This window comes from Alkalicoccobacillus plakortidis, from assembly GCF_023703085.1.
GTDB classification, from domain to species: Bacteria; Bacillota; Bacilli; order Bacillales; family Bacillaceae_D; genus Alkalicoccobacillus; species Alkalicoccobacillus plakortidis.
In genome coordinates, this window is the sequence record NZ_JAMQJY010000002.1 from 438,681 (window position 1) to 454,822 (window position 16,142).

General features: G+C 40.4%; 14 protein-coding genes, 1 pseudogene and 2 riboswitches. Of the genes and pseudogenes, 2 read left to right on the plus strand and 13 right to left on the minus strand.

Going from position 1 to position 16,142, the window contains the following annotated elements:
- Positions 1-15: 15 nt before the first annotated feature.
- The 4 genes and pseudogenes from purB to NDM98_RS16765 all read right to left on the minus strand — a co-directional run bounded on the left by purB (position 16) and on the right by NDM98_RS16765 (position 3,479).
- Entirely contained in the window at positions 16-1,311 is a 1,296-nt protein-coding gene (gene purB, locus NDM98_RS16750) for an adenylosuccinate lyase (protein ID WP_251610130.1), read from the minus strand.
- Positions 1,312-1,341: 30 nt separating this feature from the next.
- On the minus strand, positions 1,342-2,475 hold the full coding sequence (gene purK, locus NDM98_RS16755; RefSeq protein ID WP_251610132.1) for a 5-(carboxyamino)imidazole ribonucleotide synthase: 1,134 nt from the start codon (positions 2,473-2,475) through the stop codon (positions 1,342-1,344).
- A pseudogene (purE, locus tag NDM98_RS16760) lies at positions 2,472-2,956 on the minus strand (5-(carboxyamino)imidazole ribonucleotide mutase). Before purE ends, purK begins: the two are co-directional and overlap by 4 nt.
- A 140-nt stretch (positions 2,957-3,096) precedes the next feature.
- A riboswitch (purine riboswitch) is annotated at positions 3,097-3,198 on the minus strand.
- A gap of 77 nt (positions 3,199-3,275) precedes the next feature.
- Complete coding sequence (locus tag NDM98_RS16765; RefSeq protein ID WP_307728871.1) at positions 3,276-3,479, minus strand: NETI motif-containing protein; 204 nt, start codon at positions 3,477-3,479, stop codon at positions 3,276-3,278.
- Positions 3,480-3,776: 297 nt separating this feature from the next.
- On the opposite strand from NDM98_RS16765, the gene NDM98_RS16770 reads away from it, so the two are divergent.
- Positions 3,777-4,328 (plus strand): hypothetical protein, encoded by a 552-nt coding sequence (locus NDM98_RS16770; RefSeq protein ID WP_251610133.1) that lies wholly within the window; start codon positions 3,777-3,779, stop codon positions 4,326-4,328.
- 46 nt (positions 4,329-4,374) lie between these two features.
- Here NDM98_RS16770 and NDM98_RS16775 read toward each other — a convergent pair whose 3' ends face one another.
- Together NDM98_RS16775 and NDM98_RS16780 are read right to left on the minus strand one after the other, a co-directional pair.
- The gene (locus tag NDM98_RS16775; RefSeq protein ID WP_251610134.1) at positions 4,375-4,935 is read right to left on the minus strand and encodes an isoprenylcysteine carboxyl methyltransferase family protein; all 561 of its coding nucleotides are present in this window, start codon (positions 4,933-4,935) and stop codon (positions 4,375-4,377) included.
- Positions 4,932-6,032: a type III polyketide synthase gene (locus NDM98_RS16780; RefSeq protein ID WP_251610135.1), complete on the minus strand. Its 1,101-nt coding sequence runs from the start codon at positions 6,030-6,032 to the stop codon at positions 4,932-4,934. Before NDM98_RS16780 ends, NDM98_RS16775 begins: the two co-directional genes overlap by 4 nt.
- Before the next feature lie 127 nt (positions 6,033-6,159).
- On the opposite strand from NDM98_RS16780, the gene NDM98_RS16785 reads away from it, so the two are divergent.
- Positions 6,160-6,720 carry a GNAT family N-acetyltransferase gene (locus NDM98_RS16785; protein ID WP_251610137.1) on the plus strand — a complete coding sequence of 187 codons (561 nt, stop codon included), beginning with the start codon at positions 6,160-6,162 and terminating at the stop codon, positions 6,718-6,720.
- A 45-nt stretch (positions 6,721-6,765) separates the two neighbouring features.
- On the opposite strand, the gene NDM98_RS16790 is transcribed toward NDM98_RS16785, so the two are convergent.
- The 7 genes from NDM98_RS16790 to NDM98_RS16820 form a co-directional block, all read right to left on the minus strand.
- The gene (locus NDM98_RS16790; RefSeq protein ID WP_251610139.1) at positions 6,766-8,271 is read right to left on the minus strand and encodes a tripartite tricarboxylate transporter permease; all 1,506 of its coding nucleotides are present in this window, start codon (positions 8,269-8,271) and stop codon (positions 6,766-6,768) included.
- A gap of 35 nt (positions 8,272-8,306) precedes the next feature.
- Complete coding sequence (locus NDM98_RS16795; RefSeq protein WP_251610141.1) at positions 8,307-8,768, minus strand: tripartite tricarboxylate transporter TctB family protein; 462 nt, start codon at positions 8,766-8,768, stop codon at positions 8,307-8,309.
- A gap of 8 nt (positions 8,769-8,776) precedes the next feature.
- The gene (locus NDM98_RS16800; protein WP_251610144.1) at positions 8,777-9,781 is read right to left on the minus strand and encodes a tripartite tricarboxylate transporter substrate binding protein; all 1,005 of its coding nucleotides are present in this window, start codon (positions 9,779-9,781) and stop codon (positions 8,777-8,779) included.
- A gap of 145 nt (positions 9,782-9,926) precedes the next feature.
- Complete coding sequence (locus NDM98_RS16805; RefSeq protein WP_251610146.1) at positions 9,927-10,613, minus strand: response regulator; 687 nt, start codon at positions 10,611-10,613, stop codon at positions 9,927-9,929.
- On the minus strand, positions 10,610-12,205 hold the full coding sequence (locus NDM98_RS16810; protein WP_251610148.1) for an ATP-binding protein: 1,596 nt from the start codon (positions 12,203-12,205) through the stop codon (positions 10,610-10,612). The genes NDM98_RS16805 and NDM98_RS16810 overlap by 4 nt, the downstream gene beginning before the upstream one ends.
- A gap of 125 nt (positions 12,206-12,330) precedes the next feature.
- Positions 12,331-13,632, minus strand: coding sequence for an NCS2 family permease (locus tag NDM98_RS16815; protein WP_251610150.1), 1,302 nt, complete (start codon positions 13,630-13,632; stop codon positions 12,331-12,333).
- A gap of 83 nt (positions 13,633-13,715) precedes the next feature.
- Positions 13,716-13,815: riboswitch (purine riboswitch) on the minus strand.
- A 596-nt stretch (positions 13,816-14,411) separates the two neighbouring features.
- On the minus strand, positions 14,412-16,121 hold the full coding sequence (locus tag NDM98_RS16820) for a 5'-nucleotidase C-terminal domain-containing protein (RefSeq protein WP_251610152.1): 1,710 nt from the start codon (positions 16,119-16,121) through the stop codon (positions 14,412-14,414).
- Positions 16,122-16,142 lie beyond the last annotated feature (21 nt).

Sequence of the window (16,142 nt, forward strand, 5' to 3'; positions counted from 1 at the left end):
CCCTCCTAGATAGAATCAGTTTAAGCCAAGACGTGTGAAGATCGTGTCCACGTGTGTTAAGTGATGCTCATAGTTAAAGCACTCATCCAACTCTTCTTTAGAAAGAACGGACGTGATGCGTTCTTCTGCATCAACCAACTCACGGAATTGAACGCCTTCCTCCCAAGCTTGCGTCGCCTTAGGTTGAACAAGGTCATAGGCTTCTTCACGAACCATTCCTTTATCAATTAATGAAAGCAGTACGCGTTGCGAATAGATAAGACCATACGTACGAGTCATGTTGCGCTTCATATTCTCAGGGAAAACCGTCAAATTCTTCACAATGTTAGAGAAGCGATTCAACATGTAATTCAGACCAATGGTTGCATCCGGTAAAATAACACGCTCAGCAGATGAGTGAGAGATATCACGCTCGTGCCATAACGGTACGTTTTCGTAAGCTGTCAGCATGTATCCTCGAATTAAACGCGCAAGTCCCGTCATATTCTCAGAGCCAATTGGATTACGCTTATGCGGCATAGCTGAAGATCCTTTTTGACCTTTTGCAAAAAACTCTTCTACCTCACGAGTCTCACTCTTTTGAAGACCGCGAATCTCAACTGCAAACTTTTCAACAGATGTTGCAATAAGAGCAAGTGTCGCCATGTACTCTGCATGACGGTCACGCTGTAATGTTTGAGTAGAGATTGGCGCTGCATTTAAGCCAAGCTTCTCACACACTAGCTGCTCAATTTGTGGATCAATGTTTGCATAGGTTCCGACTGCTCCAGACAGCTTGCCAAAACGTACTCCTTCAGCCGCGTGCTTAAAGCGTTCAATGTTACGTTTCATTTCCTCATACCATAAGCCTAGCTTTAAACCAAAGGTTGTTGGCTCAGCATGAACGCCATGTGTACGTCCCATCATCACGGTAAATTTATGTTCAATAGCTTTGTTCTTTAGAATCTCTAGAAAACGATCGAGATCAGCTGCTAAAATATCATTTGCTTGCTTTAATAGATAAGAAAGGGCTGTATCTACAACATCAGTTGACGTTAAGCCGTAATGAACCCACTTGCGCTCTTCCCCTAATGTTTCTGAAACCGCACGAGTAAAAGCAACCACATCATGTCTTGTTTCCTCTTCTATTTCAAGAATACGACTGATATCAAAGCTCGCGTTCTCACGGATTTTCTTCACATCTTCTTTTGGAATTTGTCCAAGCTCTGACCAAGCTTCACAGGCAACAATTTCTACCTCTAGCCAAGCTTTATAACGGTTTTCATCGGTCCAAATGGCACCCATTTCAGGGCGAGTATAACGTTCAATCATGTAGGTAAGCCTCCAAATATAGTCTTTAGATTATTTAGTATTGTGTTGCTGGAATTCATTAAGTTGATGAAGCGCATCTTCTACCGTTTCACTGAGAACTGTGAGATGCCCCATCTTACGTTTTTCTTTTGCATCTGCTTTTCCATATAGATGAAGCGAGATATCTGATAAGTGTTCCAAATTATCCATTAACGGCTCTATATGTTCCCCTAACAGATTCTCCATCACAACCGGCTTCAGTAATTCCGTGCTACCAAGAGGCAGTCCACATACCGCTCGAATTTGCTGCTCAAATTGTGACGTCTTACATGCCTCAATTGTATAGTGACCAGAATTGTGTGGCCTTGGAGCGATTTCATTCACAAGAATTTGTCCGTCCTCGTGAACAAACATTTCAACAGCTAATGTGCCTACTACCTCTAAGCCTTCAGCTAGCTTCAACGCGATTTCCCGAGCTTGAGTTGATATGGCATCCGTTATTCGTGCCGGGACAATCGATTGATGTAAAATGTTGTTTTTATGGATATTTTCAGCTACCGGAAATGTTTTTGTTTCTCCATTCCGTGAGCGAGTCACAATCACAGACACTTCACATTGAAATGGAATCCAGCCCTCAAGCACTAATTCACCAGCAGGCAATAGTTCACGTACTGCTGTTTCAAGTTCCTGTTCACTGCGCACAACAGCTTGTCCCTTGCCATCATATCCACCTCTGCAGGTCTTCAGCACCGCTGGCAGACCGACTCGATCTAATGCAGTATGAACATCTTCTAAGGAAGATACCTCTGCATAGGGTGCCACTGGGACACCTAACGATTCAATCGTTCGTTTTTCAGTTAGTCGATGCTGACTGACTCGCAGAACATCAAAGCCCTGTGGAAAATCTCCATGCTCTGTCAGCCATTTTGCTGTTGATTCATCTATATTTTCAAACTCATATGTTATAACATCACTTAACTCAGAGAGCTTAGCAGCCCCCTCAAGGTCATCATAGCCTGCCTCAATTACGTAATCAGCCACCTGTGCACACGGCGAATCTGCGCCTGGCTCAAGAACAGCAATTCGATACCCCATCTGTTTGGCAGAAAGAGCCATCATACGTCCAAGCTGCCCGCCACCAATAATGCCAATCGTTGAGCCTGGTTTTACAATTACTTTACTCATAATGTATCACTGCTCGCGAGTACGGCTTCTTCTGTTTTTTTACGTCGATTGAAAACCGCTTCTTGCACCACTTGATCGGTTGTTCCAATGATTTGTGCAGCAAGTAAACCTGCATTTGTTGCTCCAGCTTTGCCAATTGCAACAGTTGCCACTGGCACTCCACCAGGCATTTGCACAATAGATAATAAGGAATCTAATCCATTAAGTGCCTTAGACTGAACGGGTACGCCAATAACCGGAAGAGGTGTTTTTGCCGCAACCATTCCTGGCAAATGTGCTGCCCCACCTGCTCCAGGATAATGACCTTTAGTCCTTTTTCAACAGCTTCATCCGCATATTGAAACATAAGGTCTGGTGTGCGATGTGCAGACACTACTTTTTTTTCATACGGTACCTCTAGCTCGTCCAAAATGTCACATGCGTGTTTCATTGTTTCCCAATCAGATGTACTTCCCATGATTACGCCAACTACTGGCTCCATAACCATCATTCACTCCCTCGTATGACTGCTGAACTCAAACAAAAAACGCAGAATCAGATACTTTATCTGCACAATGAGAGAAAGATAGCTAATTCCGCGCTTTGACACACCTATTCCTATTAAAATACACGTAGGATTATAGCTGTGATACTTTCCCCCATAGTCTGACAATTTACGGTTATCAGGTAGAGACGTATGGGCCATATTCCCAAAATTATATGAGGTGTTATTTCGTTTTTTATCGACAATCCACATTAATCTTACAAGGTTATCTAAAGGGTGTCAACTAAAAGTCGAACGGTTTGATGCTTTTTGATATTCATTGTTCGTCTTCCTCTAAAACTCCTTCAAAAATGACCTGCTGATGACTAATTATTGGTGTTTTTGACCCATTTTCCTTAAAAACAGGCTTCTCCATTCGTCGAACTGGTCTGTATCCTTCTTTCTTCATTCGTTCTAGACATTCGGCCAAACTCTCATCAGACGCAACTGTAAATTGTTGCTTGCGTTTTTTTGCCAACATGATTCCTCCTGTTTCATAAAACAACTCACGTATATTGTAGCATGCGGTACCTTTTGATTCGACATATTCTACATAAAATTGAGATTGATTAGAACGATTACTTGGATTAAGATGGACATATCTTCCTTTTCAAAAAGAATGGAGTGATTAGCTCTGAAACGAACAAAACTCTTAGTTTTCGTGGGAATTTTAGGTCTATTAACCATCACACTTTTCTATGTATTATCCCCTTCAAATTCTGGGCCAGAACAGCAGCTTAATCGATACCTCAACTTATTGAATCAAAAAGACTTCCAAATGAACTCAGATAAAGCATTAAGCTATATAGATACCTCTCACACAAACGATACATACACAGAGCAATTCCAAACTCAGTTTGAAGAAAAGATTTTCTTTAATGAATATACAATTGGAGAGCCAATCGTTAAAAATGAACAAGAAACAAGCATCCCTGTTACTATTGTGTGGGATGAATACTGGAAACATGAGTTCATCTTTAACATGGAGCAAAAGAATCAAAAGTGGGTCATCGTTCCTGATGTCGAGTTACTATTACAAGTCGAAAATAATAGCACACCACCAGAACAATTTGTTCGATTCAATTTAAACTATGTTAATATGTTTGAGAACGAGACAGATACTAAGATTGAATTAGAAACGTTACCCCACTTTGCACTTCATCTAATCGGCATGCCTTCAGAAGTTCAATATGATGCTAGTAATCAAGCTTTTACATTACCCATAATGATAGATAGAACTAGATATTCAACAGTTCCACGAGGCTCTGCTACCTTTCCAGATGGAACGGAGACACATTTTGAGAGCCGTTTTACATTTCCTCCTAATTAGTCTTGTAGTTATCCAAGAAAAAAATGAGCAAAGGCATATGCCCTGCTCATTTTTTTCGGATACTCACAAAACGACTAACTTGCTCAAACTTTTCACTATACTTCCCATTTCGATCAAGCGCCTCTTCTTCTGCCTTTATTCTCACGAGAAGCATCGCGGCATTTAATAAGCTAAAAACGATTGCTGTCACATAAGCCTGAAAAATGAGTGGTAGAAAAAGAATCTCAATGATCACGACCACATAATTCGGATGGCGAATCCAACGATAAGGGCCACTTTTTACGGGTTCAGCTCCAGGCAAGACGATTATTTTGGTATTCCAGAACCTACCCAGAGTGAGCAATGCCCATACACGAATCACTTGCGCTACAAGGAATACAGCCAGTGGTAGTAGGCTCCACATCGTCCAAGAGGAATCCTTCAAAGTCACCTCTAGTAAAAGCGCTACAAAAAAACAACTGTGCAGAGCGACCATCACTGGATAATGTGATTCTCCTGCCTCAAACGCCCCACGTTGTTTCATCCATCGTTCATTTGACTTAGCAACACCAACCTCAGCTATTCGTTGCACAATGACGAGAACTATAAACAAGTAGACAAAACTCAATGGATAGCCCCCTGCCATTCAAGGTGAACGAGTTCAGAGCAGAAGCCGGGACCAAGGGCCGCCATCAATCCCCGATACCCTAAAGCTTGATCTTCTTCCATAAATTCTTTTAATACATAAAGCACAGTTGGTGAAGACATATTGCCGAACTTTCGGAGTACTTCTCTTGAAACATGTGTTTTTTCAGAAGAAAAACCTAGTGCTTTCTCATAAGACTCTAATACTTTTTTGCCTCCCGGATGTGCAATAAACGCATCAATTTCAGAAAGCCCTACTCCCTCAGATTGAAGAAATTCCTCTACATTTGGCTTTAACCATTTTTCAACAATACCTGGGATACTCCTTGAAAACACTACATGCAATCCAGAATCACGCACGTCCCAACCCATGATATCCTCTGATTGCGGCATTAATGTCGATTGACTACCATGATAAGCAGGCGAGGTGTCTTTCACTAAATCATATCGCAACTGACTCAAATCTCCTCCAATTAATGCGCAAGCAACTCCATCAGCAAACAGTGAAGTTCCGATAAGATTACTTTTAGAGTGATCATTATGCTGAAACGTAAGACTACAAAGCTCCACACATACAAGCAGTACATTCTCTTTAGGATGAGCCAGACAATAATCAAATGCTCGACTTAATCCTGCGGCTCCACCCGCACAGCCTAGACCCCAAATCGGAATCCGTTTGGTGTGCTCATCAAACGAAAGATGGTTCATCATTCGTGCCTCAAGTCCAGGTGTAGCCATACCTGAGCTTGTTACACAAATAATCGCATCAACTTCATCTACTCCTACACGTCTCTTTAAAAATTGAGTGTTCTGCAGGCAGCCTCGAATGCATTCCACTCCATACTTTACAGCTAACTCAATAAACAAATCATTTCTTTCTTTCAGCGTATGTGGCTGATGAAACCATTCCATTGGCGCAGCAAAATAACGCTCATCGATTTGTCCATTGCCAAACACCGTCAACAGTCTTTCGATATCTTCATAACTCTCACTAAATAACTCCCTTGCAAACTCCATTGTGTCATCCTGATGAAGCTTATGGGGAGGCGCATATGTACTAATCGAGAATATGGAAGGCATGACCTAATACCACCTCACAAAGTTAATACCTATAGATTGCTTCACAAAAGGAAAATTATTCATTTAGTTATTGGCAGAATACTCTCACTCAAGTAAACTAAAATGTAACTTAGATGAGGTGAAGAAAATGAAGCCAATATTAATTGATTTTCCAGACAGCTTTGAAACAGAACACTTGCTTATCCGTGCCCCAAAACCAGGTGACGGAGCACAAATGTATGAGGCCGTATGTGACTCAATCAACGAATTAAAACCCTGGTTACCCTTCGCACAATTTGAACAATCAATAGAAAACTCAGAAGCAAATATTCGCGAAGCACACGTAAACTTTCTCACCAGAAAAGACCTCCGCTTACTTGTGTTCCTAAAAGAAACTGGCGAGCTTATCGCTTCATCCGGCTTGCATCGAATTGATTGGGAAGTCCCAAAGGTTGAAATTGGGTATTGGATTCGCACAAATTATAGTGGTAAGGGATATATGACAGAAGCTGTAAAAGGCATCACCAATTTTGCAGTTAACGAATTAAAGGCGCGCAGAATAGAAATTCGTTGCGACGCTAAAAACCTCAAAAGTCGTGCCGTAGCAGAACGTCTCGGTTTTGAGTTAGAAGCCATTTTAAAGCAGGAGAGTAAAGCAATTGATAGTGATGAATTGAGAGATACGTGTGTGTTTGCGAAGGTTAGGTGATTATGCAAAAAAGACAGCGCCGAATTAATATCGGCGCTGTTTTCCTTATAGTGAAAGAGTATTATCCCTCTTCTTCCGTCTTCGATTTTGAAAAGCCGGGAAGACTAGGGCAAGCAGGGCCAACGCTAACATGCTGACAGTCAGTGGACTTTGGAGAAAAATCATCCAATCACCATTTGAAATAGTGAGCGATTGCCTTAGGCTTTGTTCCATCATTCCACCAAGTATGAAGGCGAGAATAAATGGTGCTGCAGGGAATGCAAATATTCTCATTAAGTATCCTATCACACCAAATATTACGAGCATGTAAAGATCAAATGTACTAAAACTTACTGCATAGACACCAATTAAACTAAAGATAATCACCAATGAAATCAAAAGTGGTTTGGGAACTAAAAGAATTTTCGCGAAATATGGGATAAGCGGCAAGTTTAAAATTAATAAAAAGATGTTACCAATGTACATGCTAGCAATGACTCCCCAGAATACGTCTGGTACTTCTGTCATTAACATTGGACCAGGTTGAACCCCTAATACTAGGAACGCACCTAACATGACTGCCGTTGTACCAGACCCTGGAATACCGAGACTCAAAAGTGGTACAAAAGCTCCACTAGTTGCTGCGTTATTTGCTGTTTCTGGTGCTGCAAGACCTTTAATCGATCCTTTCCCGAATTCTTCAGGTTTTTTAGCGATTTTTTTCTCTGTAATATAGGCAATAAAAGAAGAGATAGTAGCTCCAGCACCCGGAAGTACTCCTAGAATAAAACCTAAAAATGATTGTCTAGTAATCGGTCCACTCATTTCTTTCCAATCACTTTTAGATAGCTTAAGACTACCTATTTTTTTCATATCATTCATTGTATTCTCTTTTCGGCTTAATATTAAGAAACAGACTTCCGCAATAGCAAACAAGCCTAATGCAATGACAAGGAAATCGATTCCGTCAAGTAAATTAACACTACCAAATGTGAAGCGGTTAGTACCTGTTTGACCATCAATTCCAATCATAATAACCATGAACCCTAAAACGGCAGATATAAGTGCTTTTATCGTTGAACCGTCAGTTAAACTTGAAATTGCAGTTAGACCTAGAAGCATAAGCGCAAAGTATTGAGGTGGACCAAAACTAATCGCGACACTCGCTAACATAGGAGCGAACAGCATTAACAAAATAACACTAACCGTTCCTCCAATGAAGGAACAAAAAGCAGAAATAGCTAATGCTTTCCCAGCTTTTCCTTGCTTAGCCATTGGATACCCATCAAAAGCAGCAGCAACCGTACCGGCAACCCCAGGTGCGTTTAACAGAATCGAGGACGTGGAACCCCCATACATTGATCCGTAATACACACCTGACATCATAACTAATGCAATTGCTGGATCCATTCCGTACGTAATTGGAATCATAATAGCAATTGCACTAATTGGTCCAAGTCCCGGAATCATTCCAATGATAGTTCCGAGTAAAACCCCAATAAAAACAAAGAACAAACCTTCTATACTAAATGCCACTTGAAATCCTTGCATGATTCCATCGAAAGCCCCCAACACCCCAACCTCCTGTCTAAATGACTTTTATTGAATTAAAATGGCACAATTCCACTTGGTAAACGAATAGAGAGCAATTCATTAAACAAATAATAGACCCCGCCTGAGAACGTTATAGATGTTAAAATGTTTACTAACCAATTTTTAAATCCAAGTAGCCTTGAGCATGAAATGATAAACGCAATTGTCATAGGAATGAAGCCTACGATTTCTAACAGCGTTATATAGATAAGGATCAATACAAGAACTATAAGTAACATATAAGCTTCTTGCTTAGGGATTGTTCGTTTGGCTTTTTGTTCATCGGTGTCTGTATCCTTACTGAAGTAAAAGATAATAGATAACACAAGAAGAGTTATACCTAATAACTTAGGCATCATATCTGAATCAACCGGTACAAATGCATACTCAGGTAATTGAAAGCTAAGGTAAATCATAGTGACTGCTAATCCAGCAAATATAAGTGCAAGCCTTTGGTTTACAGTCTTTAGCATCATAACCCCTCCTATTGACCAAGTCCTAAATCGTTTATTAACTCTTCTATTTCTAGATTTTGTTCATCTAAAAAGCTTTTAAATTCCTCATGTCCCATAAACTCTTCATCCCAACCCATGGATACACGAATCTCATCAAATGCCTCTGACTCACTGGCTTCTCTAAACAAATCTTCATAATATGAGATTTCCGATTCACTCATGTCTCCAGGACCAAAAATCCCTCTCCATATCACAAATTGAGCATCTATACCTTGCTCCATGCCAGTAGGTATATTTTCGAGGAAATCTCCTTCTAATCGTTCAGGGGCTGTTGTTGCAAGAATCTTTAACTTTCCGGCTCGAGCCTGTTCTGCTGCTTCAGACATATCACTTGAAAGGACCTCTACACTTCCATTTAGAACTGCAGTCAAAGCTCCACCTTCTTGATCGGATACATATTTGATCTTCGTAATATCTACACCAGCTGCATCTGCAAATGTCACAAATTGCATATGATCCATACTTCCAGGGGCAGAAGCTCCAATAATTGAGACACTTGCAGGGTCGTCCCTCATGTCTTCAAATAACTCATCTAAGGTATCCCACTTCGCATCCTCTCGCACAGCAAATGCCCCATAATCAGCGATTAAATTGGCAAGGGGTGTAAAGTCTTCGTAACCATATTCGGACTGCCCATTTAAAGGAATGAATAATAATGGTGGTGAGGCAACAAATATATTATGTGGGTCGTTACGATTATTGATATATGCCCATCCCACAGCTCCTCCACCACCTGGCTTATTCACCACTCCAAAACTTTGATCTGCCAATCCTTCTTCTTCAATTACCTTGGAAAGCATTCTGGCTGTAGTATCCCATCCACCACCTGCTCCTGCTGGTGCAACAAACTCTATTGAACGATCAGGCTTCCAGTCTTCAGAGTCACCTTGCGCACTACTTCCTGTGTCACTGTTTGAGCATGCAGAAAGAACAATCATGAAAGCTCCGGCTGCTGACCACTTTACTAATTTCATTATGAGTCCCCCTTTTTTTGATGAACTTTGGTTTATCATAATGAGATTCGGTCACTTTGTAACCGTTTACAAAATTAATTCTATTAAGAATCTAAGCTGTATTTTGTTCATTTTGTTCACGCAAAAAAAAGACAAGCTTAGGAAGTTAGTGCATCGTCTTCCTAGCTCGTTTATGATAAAGTCTTTCTGGCCTACCTACCAGACCATACTCAAGCTCTGCTCGTGCCTCTTTAATCGTTATTAAATACTCAAGATATCTTCTTGAAGTAGTTCGTGACGCTCCTAAACTCTCACTCATTGCATCTGCTGTGATTCCTCCATCAATATTCTTTAATAGAGCTTTCACCTTATCTAGTGTAATTGGATCAATTCCTTTAGGCAGGCTACTTTCTCTACCATCTGCCTCAGTGTAAGCAAAGAATCGATCTGCATCCTCTTGGCTAATCTGTTCTTCTGCTTGTAGAAACATATGCCTGCTTCTTGCCTTACTTATTGCGTGCTCAAACCGCTCAAATGTAATGGGTTTAATTAAAAAATCTGTCACGCCATATTGATATGCCTTTCGAAATACAGCTCTTTCTGTAGTAGCTGTGATTACAATTATCGTTATGTTCGGTTGCACTTTTCTAATAACTGCTAGAAGCTCTGTTCCCTGTTGATCAGGCATATAGATATCCAAAAGAAGTATATCTGGGGTCTTTTCTTTTAGAAAAGATATGGTCTCTGCAGCCGTTGTTGCTTTTTCGATTACTTCCACTCCCGCAATCTGACGAATAAACTCTTGATGAATACCCGCTACACGAAAATCATCCTCTGCAATCAGTACCTTCAAAGTGAATCATCCCCTTTTGGAATATATACAGTAAATACAGCTCCTCCCTGTTTTTGATTATCAAATTCGATGGATCCATTTAGCTCTTTAACGGCTTCTTGAACAAGGGCCAAACCAATTCCTCTGTTCTTACCATTTTTAGTTGTATAACCTCTCTCAAATAACAAGTTAGCAGAAACTTCAGGTAGTCCTGGGCCGTTATCTGATATTTCTAGAACAACATCTTGACCTATATCCGTAAAAAAGATGTCTATCTTTCTATCAGACTGCCTACTAACAGCATCAAATGAATTCTCAATAAGATTTCCTATAATCGTAATTAAACTATTCATGTATGATTTTGGCAAAGGATGTTCCAATGAGCTTTCTTTGTTTAAAATGAATGAGATCTTTTTCTCTGAAGCTCGATTAATCTTTCCTAATAATATTGCTTGAATAGAAGGATCCTTACATTGCTCATACAAAATTTTTGATTGAAGCTTCTGTGTGTCTGTTTCCTTATGAATGAACCTAAGTGCTTCGTCTATTTGTCCAATTTGCAACAATCCGGAAACAGTATAAATTCGATTCGTATATTCATGAGCTTGAGCACGTAAATCCTGAGAATACTGCTGTACCTCAGAAAGAGTATTCACCAAATCCTGTACCTGTGAACGGTCTCGAAAACTTGCGACCAAACCGACTGTTTCACCCCTATTTTGTATGGCTGTGTAGTTAACAATGACTAAACGAGTGCCTAGTAATATCTCTTGGTTATATTCTGAGCTCTGCTCCCTCATGACTTTCTCTAGTGTTTCAATTGGCAGTAAGCCTTTAATCGATTTCCCAATAATTCTATCATCAAGCTGGAGCCAGTCTTTCGCAGCTTTATTTATAAGAGTAATGGCCTGATTACGATCAATTGCAATAATACCTTCCTGTACAGACTCAAGTATGGCGCTTCTTTGCTCATACATTGTAGCAATCTGGACAGGCTCTAGACCCAATGTGTCGCGACGTATACTATTAGCTAAAATGACACTTGCAACAGCTCCGAATAAAAATACCGTCATTGACCAAAATGCATAGGTTTTAAAATCATGATGAAAAATTGATTGAATTTCCTCTGTCATATATCCAACTGAGACAACACCAATTATCTGTCCATCATCATCTCTGATTGGAGTTTTCCCACGAAGGGACGGACCAAGTGATCCATCTGCCTTTGAAATGTAGCTTTCTCCATCTCTTAAGGCTAAATCATTATCTCCTCCTTGCATCTCTTCACCAATCCTATTTGGATCAATATGAGAATACCGAATATTTTTACTATTTCCAACAACAATAAATTCAGCCCCAACCTCTTCACGAATTCTTTCTACTATAGGTTGGATCGTCGCTGAAGGATCAGGGTGTTGAAAAGCATCTCTCACATCTGGTAATATTGCTACGGATTTTGCGATACTTAACGCCAATTCTCCTATTTGTTTTTCAGTCTGTTCCTTCTCAAGTTGATAAGATACAACAGTAAGAACAAAAATGATTGCGCTTACAATTGTAAGTACATAAGTTAATATTTTTGTCTGCAACTTCAGATTTTGTATAAGTCTCACATCCCTTTTATTAGGAATAGTATAAATCTAGAATAACACGCTTCTAATAAAGCGAGTACTCGAAGTAAATTTATTGTTAAAAAAAGTCGCCCCCAATGTGGAAGCGACTTTTTTATAGATATGTTTTAATGACTCAAAAACGCAAAGTATAGAACAAACACAACAAACAAGAAATACATAATAGGGTGGATCTTCTTTGCATTTCCACTTACAAGCATTGTGATTGGATATAAGATAAATCCAAGCGCGATTCCGTTTGCGATGCTGTATGTTAATGGCATAGCAACAAATGTTACAAATGCAGGAATGGCAATCTCCATACGAGTCCAGTCAATAAATCGTAGAGATGAGGCCATCATTACGCCTACAATAATCAGAGCAGCTGCTGTTACGTGACCAGTTACAACAACTAAAAGAGGTGAAAAGAAAAGAGCAACTAGGAATAACAGTGCAGTTACAACTGCTGTTAGACCCGTACGTCCTCCAACTGCAACACCAGATGTAGATTCAACATAAGCTGTTGTCGTAGATGTACCAAGTAGGGCTCCAATTGTTCCGCCACTAGCATCTGAGAATAATGCTCTACCTGCTCGAGGTAGTTTATTATCTTTTACAAATCCAGCTTGGTTTGCCACCGCAAACAGTGTACCAGCAGTATCAAAAAATGTTACAAATAAAAACGTAAGAATAGCAATGGCCATTTGAGCACTAAAAATTTCAGAGCTAGAAATATCAAATGCTGCAAAAAGTGTTGGAGACAAACTAGGAACAGCTGCAACCACTCCATCAGGTCGTCCAACTAAACCAAAGATAATCCCAACTATTGCGGTTATTGCTAGTCCGTAAAAGACTCCTGCTTTTAATCCCATAACAACAAAAATAGCTGTTAGCACAACCCCAAATACAGCTAATAATACAGGTCCATTCGTTAAATCACCTAAAGCTACAAATGTTGCTGGATCAGCCACAATAATTTCGGCATTCTTTAAACCTATAAATGCAATAAACAGTCCAATACCAGCACCTGCCGCATGCTTCAGCTCAGCTGGTATCGCATTAATAATAATTTCTCTAATTTTAAATGCAGTAATAAGAAGGAAAATAATGCTTGAAATAAATACAGCAAATAAGGCTGCCTGCCAGCTTAAACCCATTCCTAGTACAACAGTGTAAGCAAAAAACGCATTTAAACCCATACCAGGTGCTACAGCGATTGGATAATTAGCAACAAGCCCCATAATTAAAGAGCCAATCATAGCTGAGAGTGCCGTTGCCACAAAAACTGCGCTAACGTCCATACCGGCATCGCCTAGTATTAGTGGATTAACTCCTAGAATATAAGCCATTGCCAGAAACGTAGTAAGACCAGCAATTGCCTCTCTCTTTATCGTAGTACCTTTTTCCGTCAATCCAAAAAATCGATCCATGCTGCTCCTCCTTGGGGTCTTTCCCCATAAAAATAAACTCCGAGCATTCTGCTCCGAGCGACATACACATTACCATCAAGAATTGTTCCTTGTGACAGTATCGTAGTAAGCTCTTTAAGGCAGCTTGTAGAGACTCGCAGACCATATCTCCGCGAATATACGAAATCATATGTGGTTGGTTTACGAGATTGATTTTAGCAATCATTATCCACTTTGTCAATAAAAACCGAACGATAATCTAATTAAAAGCGCCATCATTCGGAAAAAAAGAATAGATACGTGTATGTGGATTTACGGATATTAGATGATTTTGAGAGTTAAGTAAGAGGTAGAGAGATTTTATCAAGAGATGAGGGGTTTTTCAAGAACGATGTCGCTCTTTTCAAGAATGCTGGCTTTTCTTCAAGACCGATCACTCCCTATCCAAGATGGCGAGCTCTTCTTCAAGATCAATCACTCTCCTTCCAAGAAGTCAGGTTCTTCTTCAAGTTAATTCACTCCCCTTCCAAGAAGTCGGGCTCTTCTTCAAGATTAATCAATCCCTTTCCAAGAAGCCGGGCTCTGCTTCAAGATCAATCACTCTCCTTCCAAGAAACTGGTCACTAAACCAAGAAAGGTCAACTTACATAAGGAATAAAAGTGAGCATTTTTATTAACTGTATTTGAACTTGGCCCCACCAAGAGCGCGTAGTGAATACCAAGTTCCTACTCTCCTCTCTCAACACCAGCAGTTCTTAAAAAAAACCCCACTCAATTGATGATCGGTGGGGTTGATTCTGTTATTTATGCTCAGGCAATTGAATCATATCTCCAGCATAAATTAGATCTTCATTTTCAATTGAAGAATTCATTTCAACTAGAGTAGTCCACTGAACATTTGACCGAAGTCCAATTTCAAAGAGTGTATCACCTTTTTGAATGGTATAGTTTGCGCTAACAGGATCCTCAGATTTCGGTTTTGTTGAGTCAACCTCGTCTGCCTCTCCAACTTGAATTCGATTCTCCGTTTCAGGTGAAATTTCTCCTGCTTCTTTAAGGTATGAAATCAAAAGCTCGTCTAGCGCACTGAATTCATTAGCTACTGGCAAGACAGCTAGGCTTTCGTATTCATCTCCGCCACTTGCAATAAAATCATTGGTCGCTAGAAGATAGGTCTCTGTTTCGTTTAATGGTTCCCCATTTATAACTACTGAGTGCACCCGATTTCCAGCTTCTTTGTGTTCGTCAAATTGGAATGAGAAGCCGCTGATTTGTGGGAAGCCCCCGCTTGGTTCGGGATAAGCTTTGACACCGTTTTCCAAAATCTCAAGTAGCTGTTCTCCTGTCACTTCTTTTGTGACTCCAAAATTTCCAAATGGAGATACTTCTACGATATCGCCTGTAGTAATTTCTCCTGCTGCGATTGATGCGCGAATGCCCCCACCATTTGTTAAGGCGATGTCTGCATCAGTGGATTCGCGCAGGACATCCGCAATTAAATTTCCAAGATTGGTTTCTTCCACTCGTACTTGTTCTCGATCTCCGATTAATTCAACAGCTGTTTGTCCTACTGGTTCTGCTAAAATCTCTTGCTGGGATTCTTCTAATTCTGTCAGAAGCTGCTCGACTTCTTCATTTGGTTCTGTCTCTTCTGTTTCATCTCGATTAATTAAACGCGCACTTCGTTCTGTTAGTGTACCGTCTTCAACTACGAGTTCTACAATCCCTAAGTTTTGTACGTATTCACCTGTGCTTGCAATCAATGTGCCGTTCTCAGCTTCGAGACCATTCTCCAATTCAGAGTGGCTATGACCGTCAATAATGACATCAATTCCTTCGACGTCTGCCGCTACTTTTTCACTAGTTTCCACACTTGATTCATCAATTCCAAGATGAGCAAGAGCTATGATGATGTCCACATCTTCCTCTTCTAGCTTGTCCACCATACGTTGGGCTGTAATTGATGGATCCTCAAATGTTACATCACGAACATTATTAGGGTGGGTTTTGTAGGAGGTTTCCGGTGTGGCCAAACCAAAGATGCCAATCGATGTTCCATTGATTTCTTCTATCATATAAGATTCGAAAAATGGCTCACCGGCGTCGTCAAGTACGTTCGCTCCAAGTACAGGAAAGTCAGCAGAGTCCTCTAGCTCCTGTAGTCGTTCCAACCCATAATTAAAATCATGATTCCCTGGAACTAAAGCATCGTACTTGAGTAGATTTAATGCTCGCACAATGGTTTCTCCTTGCTCAAGGGATGCAAAGGTTGTTCCGTGAAAGGTGTCCCCGGCATCAAGTAGTAATGAATGCTCCCCACGATTTTCTTCGATTAGAGTTGCTAGCTTTGCAAAACCCATGCCGTCGTATTCTCCTTCAAATGCTCGACCGTGCGAATCATTAGTATGCAAAATTCGAATGACATTCTCTTCGGCTTTTGCCTCCACTGCCCATGCTACAAGAAGAATTCCGGTCATGCTCATACAGCTAATCCATTGTTTTCTGTTCATGTGCCTGCCTCCTCATTGTAT

Coding starts and splice junctions, on each gene's coding strand:
- purB (WP_251610130.1), bottom strand. CDS start 1,311: ATGATTGAACGTTATACTCGCCCTGAAATGGGTGCCATTTGGACCGAT.
- NDM98_RS16770 (WP_251610133.1), top strand. CDS start 3,777: ATGAACTCAGATAAAGCATTAAGCTATATAGATACCTCTCACACAAAC.
- NDM98_RS16815 (WP_251610150.1), bottom strand. CDS start 13,632: ATGGATCGATTTTTTGGATTGACGGAAAAAGGTACTACGATAAAGAGA.
- NDM98_RS16780 (WP_251610135.1), bottom strand. CDS start 6,032: ATGCCTTCCATATTCTCGATTAGTACATATGCGCCTCCCCATAAGCTT.
- purK (WP_251610132.1), bottom strand. CDS start 2,475: ATGAGTAAAGTAATTGTAAAACCAGGCTCAACGATTGGCATTATTGGT.
- NDM98_RS16800 (WP_251610144.1), bottom strand. CDS start 9,781: ATGAAATTAGTAAAGTGGTCAGCAGCCGGAGCTTTCATGATTGTTCTT.
- NDM98_RS16765 (WP_307728871.1), bottom strand. CDS start 3,479: ATGTTGGCAAAAAAACGCAAGCAACAATTTACAGTTGCGTCTGATGAG.
- NDM98_RS16820 (WP_251610152.1), bottom strand. CDS start 16,121: ATGAACAGAAAACAATGGATTAGCTGTATGAGCATGACCGGAATTCTT.
- NDM98_RS16795 (WP_251610141.1), bottom strand. CDS start 8,768: ATGATGCTAAAGACTGTAAACCAAAGGCTTGCACTTATATTTGCTGGA.
- NDM98_RS16785 (WP_251610137.1), top strand. CDS start 6,160: ATGAAGCCAATATTAATTGATTTTCCAGACAGCTTTGAAACAGAACAC.